Genomic DNA, 16872 nt, shown 5'->3' on the forward strand with positions numbered 1-16872 from the left:
GACTCTGAAGTGAATAGTTGTTATGCAAGTCGTTGAAAAAATAGTCTACAGAAAAGGCGCTATGATGTCGGTAACCAAACCCGTGAAATTTGTTTCTGGAATGTTTCTTTGTTGTTGCAGTGCAAGTTAGTTTTCGCGATATCGCTGATAACTAGGATGGAACTCTAAATAATCGCACCACGTACTAAAGTGCTTGTAATTGTATGCCATATTGGTTGCTTTATACCAAAGAGACGGCTTTAATGCGTCCAATACAAAGCGCTTTTTATAGCCATCAATAGCGACATAACAGGCTAATGGACGTGTTGTACTATTGATTATTCTTAGGCGAGCATACCCTTCTAAACTTTTACCATGCTCAACGCGAATGTCGGGCATGGCAAAGGCATAATCATTGATTAATATCAAAAATAATAGTGTGCACCATTTTAACATAACGTTATTTTGCCTGTTGTTTGTGAGCCCATAACAGGCTGACAACAATAAGTGTGGTTCCTAAGAGTAGCTTAGCAAAATCAGGACGTTCTCCAAACAGCGTAAAAGACAAAATAATAGCTAACGGTACGTATCCATTATTCATAATTGCTAGTGAAGCAGCTGATACGTGTTTAGCGCCCCAATTCCATAAGAAAAAACCTAAACCTGAGGCAATCGCCCCTAAATAAAGAACAAAATAAAATTGTCGAGAGGTGATCTTTATATCCGTAAGGCTTTCACCTGTTTGCCAAAACATCATAATGCCTGAAAATAAGGCAGCACCAAAATACATATTCGCCATGTTGCTTGAGTGCAAAGCGAGTGAGGCTTGACCGTTATCATCATGCTTGTAATAAATTTGACCGAAGGCAAAAGCTAAATTAGCAACTTGTAAAATTAAAAAGCCAATTAGCCATTGTTGTGCATTATTCTCTTGGTAAACCAAAATTCCAGCACCAAGGATCGACAAAATTATAGGTAAGAACCACTGCCCGTTAAATCGCTTCTTTATCATCGCGTCAAAGATCATGACGTAAAGTGGTGTAAAAATGGTTAATACGGCCACTAAATAACCAGGTAAGTATTGATAAGAAAAAATATAGGCGATGTACATCACACCAAATTGAATAACACCTAGCCCAATGAGTTTGAAAGATATTGATGTTTTTCTTAACCATAAAGCAACAGGTAAGAAAACAATAAAGCTTATCAATAAGCGTAAATGTGCAACTAAAGTAGGTGGTAAATCCGTTAATTCGCCTTTGATGATGCCAAAAGAAAATGCCCAAAGTAGTGAAACAAACAGTAAAGCGAACAAAATTTATCCTATTAAATCGTTTATCTGAGAAATTTACGCTGACTAAGCTTGACTTGCCAGCCTTTTTTTGAAGAATGAAGACAACAATGCAGTCGCGGAATAAAAAAATGCAGTCTAGCTATTGAAACCGCATTACCCCGTCTCCATAACAACTATTAAGAAATTATTATAAGCCTCTTGTACAGGCAAACATATCAAAGAAGAGAAGAATTATGGCTAACTTTGCCCCAGTAAAAAAAGAATTACACCAGAATTTAAAAGTTGCAGCACAACGTGGCTTACCAGATATTTCAGGTCAGCACATCATTGCAACACATGCGCGCGAATTTCCACAGTTAGCAACAAGCTTCCCAATTTTTTTAATTAAAGATAACGAGCGATTCCGTCCAGTATTAATGACGGGTCTAGAAGCAGGTGAGAACTTATTCTACAAAGATGGCATCTTAGATTCTTTATTTATGCCACAAGCAATTGCATTAGCACCATTTAGCTTAGGTTTAGATCCTGAAAAAGAAAAAACATTAACGACATGTGTTGATTTAGACAGCGAATACGTTGGTGAAGATAAAGAAATCCCACTATTCGATGAAAAGGGTGAAGAGTCAGAGTTATTTAAGAACATCCAAGAAGCACTCGGTAACCTTTATAACAGTGAAGTATTAACTGAGAAATTCGTAAAAGAATTAGAAGATAACGACTTACTTGTTGAGCTTCAGTTAAACATTGATTTCGCTAATGGTGAAAAGAAAAAGCTAGTAGGTTTATACGGTATCAACGAAGAGAAACTTCAAGCGCTTTCAGACGAGAAAATTGTAGACTTCACTAAGCGTGGTATTTTCGTGCCAATTCACGCAATGTTATTATCGTTTGGTCAAATTAATCGTTTAGCTAAACTACGCAACGAAACTGACGGTAAAAAAGTTGTTTCATTACGCATTGCTCCAGCAGAGGCTGAAGAGCAACAAGTAGCTAACGCATAATTACAGCGATATCATTGGAAAAGCCTAGCTAAAGCTAGGCTTTTTTTTGCCCTAAAAACGCGTAAAGAGGTGTTGTTGGTTAAATATTGATTAAAAATTAACACCTCATCATTGATGTGCTAGGGTAAATAAGCATGATTGGTAGTGGGCTGTTAGAGGATGATATGGCTGATAATAATAAATTAATGCACGCCGTCGAAGAAGAATTGCAAAACTTAACGGGCGAGATATATCTCAAACTTGAAGAAAGATTCAATGTTTTGCTCGCGCAAGCACAGGAAAATGCTGACCCCATTGAAATTAACCAACAGCCTGAATATATCAAGGTTGAAAAAGGGCTTGCGAATGCTTATCAGCAGATCGAAAAACTCAACGAGCGTATCGATCTCAAAGAAGAGCAAGTCACTGCACTAAATAACGAGAATGTTGAATTAAAGTCTCAAGTCGCAGGCAAAGAAGCAAGTGAACAACAAGCCTCACAAGACAGTCAAACGCTTCAGCAAGCCACCGAACAGCTCAATCATCAAATCAATGAACTAAACGACGCATTAAAGCAAAGTCAAAAAGCGCATATGCAGCTCAGTACTGAGTTTGATGAGTTTCAAAAATCCGCCGCGCACGATTTATCTCAGCGTGAACAAGCTGAATTGAGTTTACAGGAAGAGTTAACCAACCTAACAAGCCAATTGCAGCTGAGTGAAAAGCAACACTTAAATGATCAGCAAGCTGTTCATCAGCAACTTGAAAAACAAGTGGCAAAATTACAGCAAACAGAAGCTAGCCTGCAAAATGAGTTAAGCCTGGCAGAGCAAGCGCTAGCACAACAACAAATAGAATTTAATCAACAGCTTGAACAAAACCAAACGAGTCAACAATCTGCAGAAGATTGTATAAATGAGCTCAGAACCACGCTAGAGCGCAAAGAGCAGGCGTTAGAAACGCTACAAACTAATTTAACAAATGAACAGGCAAACCTTGCTCAGTTAGCACAAGATAATCAAGCATTAACAATGCAGCTTGAAGATCAAGCTGAACAACTATCGAACGAGCAACATAGTGTTGCTGAGTACCAAGCTGCCATTGAGGCGCATCAAGAAAAACAAAACAAGCAACAACAAACTATTAGCGAACTATCGCAATATAATGAACAAAAAGAGCAAGCCATTGTTGCATTACAAACGGATATTGCCGAGCAGCAATCTGTTGCAGAACAATTGCGAGTTGATAAGCAGGTATTATCGGAAAGTTTAGCTACAGCTAATGGGCAACATGAAGGTGCTCAACAACAATTAACTGATTCGCTATTGCTGATAAAAGAAAAAGATCTGGCTCTCAATGCACTTCAGCAGCAAGCCTGTGATGATCAGAAATCCATTGGAAAGCTCACGCAAGATATTCAACAAAAAGACAATATTGCCTTAGAAAACGAGCAAAAAATATCGCTATTAGCAGGTGACTTGAACACAAAAAAAGATGCATTAGCAGAAAGTCATACGCTTACAGAAAAACTGAACAAACAGTTGTCTGAACTTGTTAAGGCTCATGAAGAAAGTGAGCAAAAGAATACGCAGCTGTTAAGTGACAATGAATTCTTAGTGGAACAAAATCAAGCGCTACAACGCGAATATGAGCAGCTTATCGAAGACGGTAAAGTACAAAAAGAAAAAGCGATAGCACGCAGAGAAAAAGAAGAAGCAGACTACGAAAAAGCGCGTGAAACGATTAAATACCTGCGCGATGAAAATTTTGAATTGTCTGAAAAGCTGTCGACCTCAACAACTGAGCTTGAAGAGAAACTGCAAGAATATCGTTTACGATTTGAATACGCTCAAAAGCAATTGGCCAAGCAAACCTCTAACTAGGTATAATACGACCAATTAAGTTGATTAGAGAAAAGTCGTGACGATAGATATCTCCCGTTTTAGCCATTGGCAACAAATCGCCTATAGTGCAGCGTTGCTTGAACGTATGTTGCCTAATTTAGTCATGTTTCATGAAGTCACTGAGTTTGGCGAACCAAAATTATTGAGAAATCAGCTCAACCTAGTGTGGCAATGGTTAGATAAAAAGCAGTCGTGCAAAATCAACTACAATGCACAGTTAGCGAAGTTAGAACCGCTAATTCCCGATCCCGAACAATTTGATAGCTTTGGTGTTTTTCCTGCAATCGACGTTACCATGGCAATGCTTTCTTTACTGCAAGGTATGCAGGATAAAGAGCTAGAAAACTTCGAAAGCGTTGCACAATTATCTCTTAACTCTGTTAATTTCTATTGTGAACTAGAGCTCTCTGAGCAAGGTGAGTTGACTGAGCAAGCGTTAGATGAAGCAATAGCGCAACACCCTTTAATGCAATGGGAACAAGATACACAAGCGCAGTTGTTTGATTTTATAAATCAGGCGCCTGAAACTAAAGAAACTTGTCAAAAAGCCAAAGCATTGGTTTTAGAAGAAGGCATGTCTAACTTAGGTATTGAAATTTAACACTAGGTTCGACTATTGGGTATTTTGATAGAGGCGATAGGCTACTTGACCGGCAACTTTCTCTTTGAGAAGTTGCCAATGTGCAGGAATAGCAGTCATTGAAAGTTCTGATTCCACTTCAACATACACTAAGCCGTCGTCTTTCAACCAACCGTTATCAATCAATTTAATCGCTTTATCCGCTAGGCCTTCTCTAAATGGAGGGTCAATAAAAATGATATCCATTGCTGTTGGTTTATTGGTTAAATAATTTAGCGCATTCCCTTGGATTACCGATACATTATCCGCATTTAATAATAGAGCATTGCTTTTAAGTTGTTTTGCAGCACTTTTATCAAGCTCACACATAATGACTTGGTTGGCACCTCTTGAAAGTGCTTCAAAACCGAGAGAGCCGGCACCAGCAAAACAATCTAAACATAGGCTTTGCCCTGTATAAGGCATCAACCAATTGAAGACGGTTTCTTTAACGCGATCTGTTGTTGGGCGTAAGCCTTGCGCATTGAGTACAGGTAATTTACGGCCTCTATGTTTACCGGCAATAATTCTAATTGCGCCAGTTGACTGTTTTTTCGCTGATGGATGTTTTGCCATATCGGTATATATGCTGTTTTGTCTAGTGCATTAAGGTGGTAATATATCGCCAATTTTATCGCTGTTTGTTACTAAAAAGCTATTAGCAAACTGCCCTATTTACTTAAAGTATTGAAATAAAGCGTTATGAGCAAAAAGAAAGGTTTATTTTCCTGGTTAGGATTAGGCAGTAAAGATGAAGCTGAAGAAGCTAAAGTACAGGAAAGTGAACACGTTGCCGATGGCAATCAAGTAACGACCGAAGATGGCCAAACTGAAACACCCGAAAGTGTTGAAACGACAGTCAGTCTTGAGCAAGCTCCTGCAGAGCCAGAGCCAGAGCCAGAGCCAGAGCCAGAGCCAGAGCCAGAGCCAGAGCCAGAGCCAGAGCCAGAGCCAGAGCCAGAGCCAGAGCCAGAGCCAGAGCCAGAGCCAGAGCCAGAGCCAGAGCCAAAAAAGAAACAAGGCTTTTTTGCGCGTCTTAAATCAGGCTTAACCAAAACACGCCAAAGCCTTGGTGGTGGATTATTTGATTTATTCCGTGGCAAAAAAATTGATGACGAACTCTTTGAAGAGCTAGAAGAGCATCTATTACTCGCCGATGTAGGTGTTGAAACAACGACACGTATCATAGACTCGCTAACTGAAACAGCGAGCAGAAAAGATCTAAAAGATGCTGAAGCGTTATATGAACTGCTGAAACAAGAACTGCAAAATACTATTGCACCTGTTGATCAGCCGTTATCTATTGAAAACGCAGACGGCCCTTTTGTTATCTTAATGGTTGGCGTTAATGGTGTCGGTAAAACGACAACCATTGGTAAATTGGCTAAGCAATATCAAGCGCAAGGTAAGTCTGTCATGCTAGCTGCTGGTGATACATTCCGTGCTGCTGCCGTCGAACAATTGCAAGTATGGGGCGATCGTAACGATATCCCAGTTATCGCACAACATACCGGTGCGGACAGTGCGTCAGTTATTTTTGATGCGCTAAGCGCAGCCAAAGCGCGAAATGTTGATGTGTTAATTGCTGATACAGCGGGTCGATTACAAAACAAAGGCCACTTGATGGAAGAGCTGAAAAAGGTTGTTCGCGTCATGAAAAAAATTGATGGAAATGCGCCACATGAAGTTATGCTAACCTTAGATGCAGGTACGGGGCAAAATGCGTTAAGTCAGGCGCAATTGTTTAAAGAAGCCGTTGATTTATCGGGCATAACATTATCTAAGTTAGATGGTACTGCAAAGGGTGGTGTTATTTTCGCGATAGCAGATAAGTATCAAATTCCGATTCGTTACTTAGGTGTTGGTGAAGGTATTGATGACTTACGCCCGTTCGTTGCTGAAGATTTTATTGATGCCTTGTTTGAACAAGATGACACGTAAAAATAGGTAGTTGTCAGCATCAAGGTAAAGGCGCTAAGATAATAAAAATTTATAAAAAGTAGCCAAATGATTGAATTTAATAATGTAAGTAAAACCTACCCTGGTGGGTTTCTCGCTTTAAAGCAAGTCAGTTTTAAAGTCGGCTCTGGTGAAATGGCCTTTTTAACCGGTCATTCTGGGGCGGGTAAAAGTACGTTATTAAAGTTAATTTCCATGATGGAAAAGCCAAGTAGCGGCAGTATTAATATTAATGGTACTGAGCTTGCCAATATTAAATACCAAGATATTCCCTACGTTAGGCGTGGAATTGGTATGATTTTCCAAAACCATAACTTGCTCATGGATCGCACGGTTTTTGATAATGTAGCCTTACCTCTGGTGATTGAAGGTTTTAGCGCTAAAGAAATTAAAAAGCGTGTTGAAACCGCACTAGAAAAAGTCCATTTACTTGATAAAGTTCGTTGCTTTCCATACATGCTCTCGGGCGGTGAACAGCAGCGCGTTGGTATTGCTCGGGCAATTGTTAATAAGCCTCCTATCATTCTGGCTGATGAGCCAACAGGTAACCTTGATCCAAAATTATCCTTAGAAATCATTCAATTATTTGAAGACTTTAACGCAGTTGGTGTTTCTGTTTTAATCGCGACTCATGATTTAGGCCTGATTGCTCGCATGAAATACCGCACCTTAACATTAAAGCAAGGCAATATGATTAATGACGGCGTTGTTGAAGGTTTAAACCTTGGAGGCGACCATGGCTAATTCTCATTCTGCTTTAGCGCATCGTCCAACCCTTATACAGAAATTACTGGCACTGCCTGTTCGTCATTTACAACAAGCTATTGGCAGTTTGGGGGATTTATGGCGCACACCTTTCACGACAGTAATGACTATTGTTGTGCTAGGTATAAGTTTAACGTTGCCTGCAACATTACACGTCTTTGTTAAGAATGCTCAGGCTATTTCTCACCAGTGGAATAGCGCATCGCAAATTACCCTCTATTTGAAACTTTCAACGTCGGATAAAGCCGCTCAGGCACTTGTCCAACGTGTTAGTCTTTATCCTGAGGTTGATAATGTCGTTTTTATTTCGCCTAAGCAGGCGTTACGAGAATTTAGCCAATCCTCTGGTTTTGGTGATGCGCTTGGCTATTTAGATAAAAACCCATTGCCAGCAACGCTTTTAGTTACCCCTACTCAACGTCATAGTCAGTCTCAAGCTGCTCAAGAATTGTTAGCCAAGCTACAAAAAGAACGAGAAGTGGATATTGGCCAACTCGATTTAGAGTGGTTAACCCGCTTAGAAGCGATAGCTCATTTGATTGAAGATATTGTTATGTCGGTTGCGTTGCTTCTGTGTACCTCGGTTGTCCTAATTATCGGCAATACCATTCGGTTGCAAATTTTAAATCAACGTCAAACTATTGCTGTGATGAAGCTTGTTGGCGCTACTGATAGCTTTATCCAACGGCCATTTTTATATTCGGGTATGTGGTACGGAATCTTTGGTGGTTTATTAGCAACCGTGCTTATATGGCTGCTCGTTAATTATCTATCGAGCGCCATAGCGAAATTAACCGAAGTTTATCAACAGCGCTTTGAGTTGGATGCATTGTCAGGCAATGAAGTCGGCTTATTGCTGCTATTTGCAATCAGTTTAGGTTTGCTAGGTAGTTATATCTCAGTGAGAAGACACATAAAGGCTATTGAACCGTCTGCTGAGTAAGCATCATGTCATCTGCCCATTCAATTGCTTTTGCATGGGCTTGATAATATTGTTCAAGCGACACATTGAGTGCTTGAACTATTTTTTCTGCTTCTTGCCATAAGCCTTGTTCTGACTTTCTTGCCAACATTAAGTAACCTGTTAACGTATTCTTTTCACCAAGCAAAGCTGCTTTAATTTCAGGATGAATAGGCAAAATATCAAGTACCGAATTAAGCTCGTAATTCAGAATGCCATCTATCATCGATAACATACCCGTTAAGAAAGCTTTAGGTGGGTTTTCTTCGTCTTTTTTAAAGTTCGATATTTGTTCACAAAACTTTGCTCTTACCAATGATACACGCATGATTTCACTAGGTTGTGAATCGCTTAAATCAGATAAGGCGAGCAAAGCTATAAATTTTTTCAGCTCGACTTCGCCAATATAAATGAGCGCGTGCTTTAACGATGTAATTTCCTGGCTACGACCATAAGTAGGGCTGTTGATAAAGCGCAATAATTTATAAGTAAGACCAGGATCTGAGCTGAAAATATCACTGATTTTATCAAAGTCTAAACCTGCTTGGTTTGCTTGTTCTATTAGAGACAAGATACTTTGCTTTGATGTCGTAACTTTCTTTTGCTTGATCATTTCTGGTCGAGCGAAAAAATAGCCCTGAAATTGAGTAAAACCGAGTAACTTTAACTGAGCAAATTGCTCAGCAGTTTCAACTTTCTCAGCTAATAATGTCAGATTAAAGGCTTCTAAGCGCCTGATGTAACGACTGATCGTTAACATATTGGTACTAAGTATATCGACTTTAATAATGTCGACTAAAGGGAAAAAAACATCCCATTTAGGATCAAAGTCATGATCATCTAAGGCAAATTTATAACCTTTATTCTTAAGTTCACGACACGCCGCCAATAATTCATCACTAATTGGCACATCTTCTAGAATTTCGATGACCACTTTGTTTGGATCGAGAAAGCTTGGAAAGTTTCGAATGAGAGTATCTGCATGAAAGTTAATAAACGCTGGAAGATCGCCAGTAACTTTTTCAACACCCATACTTAGATGGTTATTGGTGAGAATGTTAGATGTTGCTTGATCGGGGCAAATATTCGGAAAGTGATTACTTTCACCGTCACGAAACAGTAACTCGTAAGCAACTAACTCTTGGTTAATATCTAAGATAGGTTGTCGTGCTACATAAGAATACAAAAAAAGCTACCTCTTCAAATGCTCTTATCGATTAATAACTATGCGAATTTCAGTTTACACAATTTTAGCGGCAAAAACCTAACGATTTATTCAATAAATGTTACAAATTAAGGCTATTAATTGATTTTACTTGAAATTATTTTATATGACCCAAGGTCTATTGAGATACATGAAAAATCGACGTAGCAAAAGGGAAAATCGCGTGTTATTATCGCGAGTAATCTTATAAACGAGGATCAAAATGAGTAATACGATGCAAACAATGGCGTTAACGGTTCCACAAAGTGGAAGCATTGAAGCCTATGTACAATCTGCATATAGCATTCCAATGCTCAGCGCGGAACGCGAGCAAGAATTGGCAACTCGTTTACACCAAGACAATGACCTACAAGCGGCACAAGAACTGATTATGTCGCACTTGCGTTTCGTTATCCACGTCGCTAAAGGCTACGCTGGTTACGGTTTACCGCAAGCAGACTTAATTCAAGAAGGTAATGTTGGCTTGATGAAGGCGGTAAAACGCTTTAACCCTGAAGTAGGTGTACGTTTGGTATCTTTTGCTGTGCACTGGATCAAAGCAGAAATTCACGAATTTGTTTTAAAGAACTGGCGAATTGTTAAAGTTGCAACAACTAAAGCACAACGCAAATTGTTTTTTAACTTACGCAAAAACAAGAAGCGTCTAGGCTGGTTTAGTCAAGACGAGATCAATAACGTTGCTGAAACACTTGGTGTTTCGGAAAAAGACGTATTGGAAATGGAATCTCGTATGAGTAATCAGGATCAAGCGTTTGAATTAAGTTCAGATGATGACGATTCTGGCAGTGCTATTGGTAGCTTTTCTCCTGCACAATACTTAGAAGATAAAGGTTCTGATTTGGCGACATTGGTTGAAGATGAGAACTATGAAGCACATGCTAATAAACGTTTAGCTAATGCTTTAGTCGCACTTGATGAACGTAGCCAAGATATTGTTAAAACACGTTGGTTAGACGATAACAAGGCGACATTGCAAGATCTTGCAGGTAAGTATGGTATTTCCGCTGAACGTGTACGTCAGCTTGAAAAAAATGCACTTGGTAAATTAAAAACTGCATTAGTTTAGTTTTAAGCGGCGCAATTTCATATGAAAAAGCCCGGTGATTTCACCGGGCTTTTTTTATGGTTCATTTTTTATGAATGGGCCGCATCAAGTTGTCTTTAAAAAACGACTTTTTGCGACCTGTACTTTGCTAAAATGTTGCGGCCTTGCCATCTACTAAAAGGCTTTGTGATGCAACCTTATTGCCCTTTACACGCTCTACGATGAGGTAGTTTACCGGTACCAGTATCAATGTGATAAACGTCGCAAATAAGATACCGAAGCCTAACGAAATTGCCATTGGAATCAAGAATTGTGCTTGAGTTGATTTCTCAAATAGTAGCGGCATTAAACCGATGAAGGTTGTTAAACTCGTCAACATAACCGGCCTAAAACGCGACGCACCAGCGGTTAGTACAGCGTTGGCTGTTGTTACCCCTTCTTGGCGTTTTTTATTAATAAAATCAACTAAAACAAGAGAGTCGTTCACGACTACGCCAATCAGCGCCAACATACCAAGTAAGCTAAAGATGGTTAAGTCCATGCCCATTATCCAATGACCAACAAAAGCACCAATTAAGCCAAACGGTATCACGCTCATGACAATGAGTGGTTGAATATAAGACTTAAAAGGGATCGCAAGTAACGCATAAATTATAAAAAATACAAAGACTAAGCCCCAACCTAAAGAACCAAATGATTCTCGCTGCTCTTTGGCTTCTCCCTCAAGTGAGTGATTAATACCTGGGTATTGTGTCACTAAATTATCAAGGAATACTTTAAGATCGGCATTGAGCGTTGTCATATTCGTGCTTTGCTTATCTATATCTGCCGTGACATTTACCGTACGGTAGCGATCTATCCGGCGGATGGTAGAAGGGCTCTTACCTGGGATCAGCTGTGCGATATGTGATAACGGCACTTCGTTACCCGATGGCGTGGCAATTAAAATGTGATTTAGGTCGGCAAGCGAGCGGCGCTCTTCAAGTGGCAGTCGTACCATAACCCTGACATCGTCACGTCCACGCTGGATACGTTGTACTTGAGCACCAAAATAGGCATTACGCACTTGGCTTGCTACATCTTGCCTTGAAAACCCGAGTGCTTTACCTTGTTGCGTCAGCTCTATTTGCAACTCTTCTTTGCCGTCAGACAAACTGTCAGCAATATCAAACACTGTGGGGTAATTCGCAAGTTGCACTTTGACTTGATCAGCCACTTCTTGAAGCGTTTCAAGTGAGTTACCTGTGAGCTGTACATCGATAGGATCTGATGAGCGACCAATTTCAGCGCGATAAGTCATCGACTCAGCGCCAGGGATTTCTCCCACTAATTGTCGCCACTCTCTAACCATTTGAGCAGAAGTGATGTCTATTGTTCTGCGCTCAGGAGGAATCAGCTCAAAACGTACACCACCAACATGAGAAGTACCGCCTCGGCCGCCAGTTGTGGCAAGTACATTCATAATAACGCTTTCACCACTATCTTCGTCAACGTATTTGTTTTGTAGCTCTTCAGCTTTTGACGCAATATTAATGATATGCATATTGGTCACTTCAAACGGCGTTCCATTTGGCATAGTGAGGTTCAAACGTACTGTTTCACTCGGAATACGAGGGAAGAAAACAAACTTACTCCAACCGGATGTTAGTAATGCAATAATAATGAGGAATGTGCCGACAAACAGAGAAATAGTTGTTAGCTTGTTCCGCAATGCTACCGATAGTAACGGTTGATAGAACTTTAAAATGGCACGTTCAAAGCCATCGGCAAAACGTTGCTGTAGCTCTTCAAGTTTGTTTGGTTTAGAAACCTCATTGCGCAGTTTAATTTTCTTTAAATGGGCGGGCAGTACAAACTTTGACTCAATTAAAGAGAAAATAAGCACAGGAATAACAACAATGGCGATTTGCGAGAACAGTGCACCACGTCGTCCTTCAATAAACAGCATAGGTAAAAAAGCGGTTACTGTCGTTAAAATACCGAAAGTTACCGGCGTAGCAACTTCCTGTGTACCTTTGATCGCTGCTTCTTCACCAGATTCCGCTTTCCTTAAGTGAGTATAGATATTTTCTCCGGTGACAATGGCGTCATCAACGACAATACCTAGTACTAAGATAAAGCCAAATAAGCTCATGATGTTTAGGCTAACACCGAAAAACGGCATGAAAATAAAGGCACCCATAAACGATACCGGTATGCCGATAAACACCCAAAAAGCGATAGATGGGCGTAAAAATAGCGTCAATAAAAGTAAAACGAGAAAACCACCTTGTAAGGCGCTTGTCGTTAGAGTTGAAATACGGTTTTTAACGATTTCTGAATCGTCATCCCAATAACTGATGCCAAAGCCTTCAGGCAAAGAGTCTTGGCGATCATCAATGTACTGCTTTACTTTATCCGCTACATCGATAGCACTTTGTTGGCCAATGCGATACACATCGATAAAGGCTGCTTGCTCGCCATTAAAGCGTGTTCGAATAGGTGTTTCTTCAAAGCCATCATCAATGGTAGCAACATCTCTAAGCCTAATAATGGTACCGTCAGGTTCTGTTTTTATCGGGATATCAGCAAATTCATCTTTGTAATAGGCTTGCCCTTTTGAACGTAGTAAAATATCACCGCCAGATGAGCGAAGGTTACCTGCTGAAACATCGGTACTAAAACTATTCACCATACGTGATACTTCAGTGATGGTTAAACCATACTGACGTAATTGATCTTGCGATAATGTTAAGCTGATTTCGTAGTTTCTTACACCACTTAGATCGAGTTGAGTGACACCAGGTAAACGCAGCAGTTCATCACGAACGACTTCAGCAAACTCCAATGTTTCTTTTTCGCTGTAGCGACTTGTTACTGTTACTGCGATAACTTCACGTTTACGTTGAGCAAGCGCAATAACCGGCTTTTCAGCATCAGCGGGGAAGGTGTTGATGGCATCAACGCGACTCTTAACATCAGAGAGCATTTCGCGAGGATCATAACCGGGTTCAACTTCTATGCGCACAGAAGAGTTGTTTTCAGAAGAACTACTGACAATTCTATCAATACCTTCAAGGTCTTGAACCGCTTCCTCAACGCGAATGGTGACACCTTTTTCAACATCCTCCGGTGTGGCACCGCGCAGAGAGATATTAACCGAAACAACTTCAGAGTCGACCGACGGGAAAACTTCCAATGGTATTTTTAAGGATAACGAACCAAGCCCGATCACCAAAATAAACACCATCAATAAGTTTGCGGCGACAGAGTTTTTAGCAAACCATGCAATCATTAGTTAGCCCCCTGCGAAACGTTTTTTGACCCTTTTTCAGTTTTCTTTGCTTGCGATAGTTTTAACTGCTTGCCACGTTTGCCGTCTTTAGGTTTAGTGTCACCTAAAATACCCACTTTTGTTCCTGAGCTTACTTGACCTAATGAGGTAATAACGAGCTCTTCTCCGGCGTTTAATCCTTTGTCGATAATCGCTTCATCATTGTTTTGCCACAGAATGTTGATATCTTTCCTAAATAACTTTCCATCTTCGACAACATACACATAGCTACCTTGGTAAATGGTATTATTCGGTACAACTAAGGCTTTTTTAATGATGTTACCTTCAATATTGGCTGTCAGGTATTGACCTATTTTGATTGGCATCGGTTGTTGGTCATTCACGTTGAATGGTTCATTGATCTGTGCAACCACGTAGAGTTGTTGAGATGAGTTATCTATTGCCGCTTCTGAGCGAATAACCTCACCTTGCCATTGCTGGTTACCAACAAGAGAGGAGTTAAATACAACACCAATGATATCGGCGGCGTTGTAGGCTTCAGGTAATGTCATTAGTGACAAATCGTTATTGTTGATCGGTAATCTTATTTCTACATAATCAGTAGCATAGATGCTTGCTAATTCAGTGTTGGTTGAAACCACTTGACCCATATCAACATTTTTTGTTAACAAACGACCATTAAACGGTGCGATTATTTGGCTGCGCTCTAATGCGATTTCCTTCACGTCTAGTTGTGCTTGTGCCGACATTAAACTTGCTTTCGCCGCTTCTAACTGTGGTTTGCGTAGCACCAAATCAGTAGGTTGTTCGCCATTAGCTAAACGATTCCAGTCTGTGAGTGCTTGCTTACTTCTTGCTTCCTCTTCTGCCAGAGCTTGGCTTGCAGAAAAGACAGCAGCTCGAGCTATTTTAACTTCTGCTTGGTAGTCTCTATCATCGAGTTTGATCAGTAATTCGCCTTTTTTAAACGTACCGCCTTCACGAAAATTAGGGCTGATATAAAGAATCTGTCCAGATACTTGCGTGACCAATGAGCTTTGTGTTCTTGGCTTGACGGTACCAAAACTTTCAATGACTACCTGATAGTCTTGTGGCGCCATGGTCTTGGTTTCCACGACTATTTGTGAGCCTTGGCTTATTCGACCACGCTTCGCTTGAGGTGGATTACTCGTGATAAAAAATATCACTAAAATAGTAGCGGTGACGATAGCGGCGGGTAGTAAATACTTTTTATTGATTTTCATTTGTTAACTCGTTCTTAATTAACCCGTCGGTAAAGTCGCCGCCTAATGCAACGTAAAGGTTAATACGGTTGGTAATTAATTGTTTTTTAAGTGAAATAACATTGCTTTGAGCATTAAAAGCACGCTCTTGTGCATCAAGTACCGTGGTATAGCTGACGAGACCATTTTGGTACTGTTCAAACGCCAATGTTTGAGCAATCATCGCGTTTTCTTTTGCAGCTAATGTACTGTTATATTGGGTTTTAATGCTTTTTTCTTGGGTAATACCTTGTTCTATTTCAGCAAAAGCTTGGAACATACTGTCAAGGTAGGCTTGTTCGTTTTGTTTTAGTCTCAGTGCTTGTTGCTCTTCTACTGCTTTTAATTGACCAGCGTTAAACAAAGGTGCGCTGATACCGCCAAGCAATGACCATGCTATTGAAGAGCCTGACAGTAAATCATCGAGTTCATTTGCTTGCGTGCCATAACTTCCGCTTAATCGTATACTTGGAAATCGTTGTTTATGAGCAAAAGCAAGTGCAGCATCCTGAGCCAGTAATTCATACCAGCTTGCTTGTAACGATGGACGTTTCTTAATTAATGTCGAAGGTACGCCGATATCAAGATTGTCGAGTAAAATTGGAATATCATTGGCCGCCACTAGCGTGCCTGCCGGGTAATCGCCAACAAGCTGTTCGATTGCAGCGCTTGCTTGTTGAACACGCGCTTGTTGATTAGCAAGTGACGATAACTCAGCGTTTAAATCGTTTCTTGCTAAATAAACATCGAGAGCTTCATTCAAGCCCTGTTTATAACCAGAGCTAATGATGTCTAAATTTTCTTTTGATAAATTAACGCGTTGTTTAAATAATGCGTGTAATTGTTGTGCGCTAACTAACTCAAAATAGCTATTTAAGACATCAGATATCAGCTGGTTCTTCGCATTTACGTAATTTGCTTTACTTGCCAAATAGGTTAAATGATCTTGTTTTTTCGCATCAGATAGTTTGCCCCAAATATCAATTTCATAGCTGACATCAATCGCTAGGCTATTGTTGTTGCTATAACTTGCAGGATCGCCTGACGCTTGTCTTGAGCTGTTTAGTGAGAAATCTATTTCTGGCCATAAATCAGCTTTTGAAATATCGACTTGCTGTTCTTGTATCGCTAAGCCATACGCCTGTTGTTTTAGGCTACGGTTATTGCTTAGTGCTTTATATACGAGCGCTGCCAGTTGCGGGTTGCTTGTTTGAGATAACCAATGAACATTAACATCTTCACCAAGTTGCGCTTGCTGCCAGTTGCTTGGTAAGTCAGGGGTTATTGTTGCATTGTTGATGCTAGATTGTGTTGAACACCCAGCGAGCAACACGGCTGCAACCGATAAGGTGGCGATTTGCCGACCAAACTTCATTATTGTCATTACCTTACTTACTATTTTGATTGCATCAGTGTATGTATTTTTTTTGTAGAAAAAACACTATTTACACAACTTTACGTTAACCAGTGAATTTTTGATCATTGTATACAAAATTAGCAGAAGGAGTGAACATTGAGAAAGTTGATTAGTGTCTAAAGCACGTATAACGTGCTTTTCATGTTTTTTTCACATTTACTTTACTAAAGGGGTGGTTATGTTGAAGT

General features: G+C 40.1%; 14 protein-coding genes. 7 read left to right on the forward strand and 7 right to left on the reverse strand.

All coding sequences use genetic code 11. The features are described from left to right. Positions 1–126 precede the first annotated feature (126 nt). Together QQK02_RS00460 and QQK02_RS00465 are read right to left on the reverse strand one after the other, a co-directional pair. A complete protein-coding gene (locus QQK02_RS00460) occupies positions 127–435 on the reverse strand; it encodes a hypothetical protein (RefSeq protein WP_284205956.1) in 309 nt (102 codons plus the stop codon). 4 nt (positions 436–439) lie between these two features. Next, positions 440–1294, reverse strand: coding sequence for an EamA family transporter (locus tag QQK02_RS00465; protein ID WP_284205957.1), 855 nt, complete (start codon positions 1292–1294; stop codon positions 440–442). Positions 1295–1506: 212 nt separating this feature from the next. Here QQK02_RS00465 and QQK02_RS00470 point away from each other — a divergent pair, with 212 nt between their 5' ends. The 3 genes from QQK02_RS00470 (at position 1507) to QQK02_RS00480 (ending at position 4758) form a co-directional block, all read left to right on the forward strand. Beyond that, the gene (locus tag QQK02_RS00470; RefSeq protein ID WP_284205958.1) at positions 1507–2274 is read left to right on the forward strand and encodes a SapC family protein; all 768 of its coding nucleotides are present in this window, start codon (positions 1507–1509) and stop codon (positions 2272–2274) included. Positions 2275–2438: 164 nt separating this feature from the next. Continuing rightward, positions 2439–4136: a coiled-coil domain-containing protein gene (locus QQK02_RS00475; RefSeq protein ID WP_284205959.1), complete on the forward strand. Its 1698-nt coding sequence runs from the start codon at positions 2439–2441 to the stop codon at positions 4134–4136. Positions 4137–4173: 37 nt separating this feature from the next. After that, a complete protein-coding gene (locus QQK02_RS00480; protein WP_284205960.1) occupies positions 4174–4758 on the forward strand; it encodes a YjaG family protein in 585 nt (194 codons plus the stop codon). 12 nt (positions 4759–4770) lie between these two features. On the opposite strand, the gene rsmD is transcribed toward QQK02_RS00480, so the two are convergent. Continuing rightward, positions 4771–5352: a 16S rRNA (guanine(966)-N(2))-methyltransferase RsmD gene (gene rsmD / locus QQK02_RS00485; RefSeq protein WP_284205961.1), complete on the reverse strand. Its 582-nt coding sequence runs from the start codon at positions 5350–5352 to the stop codon at positions 4771–4773. Positions 5353–5478: 126 nt separating this feature from the next. Between rsmD and ftsY the strand changes: the two genes are divergently transcribed. The 3 genes from ftsY to ftsX all read left to right on the forward strand — a co-directional run bounded on the left by ftsY (position 5479) and on the right by ftsX (position 8443). Next, positions 5479–6717 carry a signal recognition particle-docking protein FtsY gene (ftsY, locus tag QQK02_RS00490; protein ID WP_284205962.1) on the forward strand — a complete coding sequence of 413 codons (1239 nt, stop codon included), beginning with the start codon at positions 5479–5481 and terminating at the stop codon, positions 6715–6717. A 66-nt stretch (positions 6718–6783) separates the two neighbouring features. Further along, positions 6784–7479 (forward strand): cell division ATP-binding protein FtsE, encoded by a 696-nt coding sequence (gene ftsE / locus QQK02_RS00495; RefSeq protein WP_284205963.1) that lies wholly within the window; start codon positions 6784–6786, stop codon positions 7477–7479. Beyond that, on the forward strand, positions 7472–8443 hold the full coding sequence (ftsX, locus tag QQK02_RS00500) for a permease-like cell division protein FtsX (protein WP_284205964.1): 972 nt from the start codon (positions 7472–7474) through the stop codon (positions 8441–8443). Before ftsE ends, ftsX begins: the two co-directional genes overlap by 8 nt. On the opposite strand, the gene QQK02_RS00505 is transcribed toward ftsX, so the two are convergent. Beyond that, positions 8421–9647, reverse strand: a complete 1227-nt coding sequence (locus tag QQK02_RS00505) for an EAL and HDOD domain-containing protein (RefSeq protein ID WP_284205966.1) — start codon at positions 9645–9647, stop codon at positions 8421–8423. The two genes, ftsX and QQK02_RS00505, sit on opposite strands and share 23 nt — an antisense overlap. A gap of 241 nt (positions 9648–9888) precedes the next feature. Here QQK02_RS00505 and rpoH point away from each other — a divergent pair, with 241 nt between their 5' ends. Beyond that, on the forward strand, positions 9889–10752 hold the full coding sequence (gene rpoH, locus QQK02_RS00510) for an RNA polymerase sigma factor RpoH (protein ID WP_284205967.1): 864 nt from the start codon (positions 9889–9891) through the stop codon (positions 10750–10752). Positions 10753–10879: 127 nt separating this feature from the next. Here rpoH and QQK02_RS00515 read toward each other — a convergent pair whose 3' ends face one another. Genes QQK02_RS00515 through QQK02_RS00525 form a run of 3 tightly spaced genes read right to left on the reverse strand, consistent with a single transcriptional unit; the run spans position 10880 to position 16642 of the window. After that, a complete protein-coding gene (locus QQK02_RS00515) occupies positions 10880–14005 on the reverse strand; it encodes an efflux RND transporter permease subunit (RefSeq protein ID WP_284205968.1) in 3126 nt (1041 codons plus the stop codon). Then, the gene (locus tag QQK02_RS00520; RefSeq protein WP_284205969.1) at positions 14005–15249 is read right to left on the reverse strand and encodes an efflux RND transporter periplasmic adaptor subunit; all 1245 of its coding nucleotides are present in this window, start codon (positions 15247–15249) and stop codon (positions 14005–14007) included. Before QQK02_RS00520 ends, QQK02_RS00515 begins: the two co-directional genes overlap by 1 nt. After that, a complete protein-coding gene (locus QQK02_RS00525) occupies positions 15236–16642 on the reverse strand; it encodes an efflux transporter outer membrane subunit (protein ID WP_284206134.1) in 1407 nt (468 codons plus the stop codon). The genes QQK02_RS00520 and QQK02_RS00525 overlap by 14 nt, the downstream gene beginning before the upstream one ends. Positions 16643–16872 lie beyond the last annotated feature (230 nt).

Origin of the sequence: Thalassotalea eurytherma (genome assembly GCF_030161415.1) — a bacterium.
Classification (GTDB): Bacteria; Pseudomonadota; Gammaproteobacteria; order Enterobacterales; family Alteromonadaceae; genus Thalassotalea_G; species Thalassotalea_G eurytherma.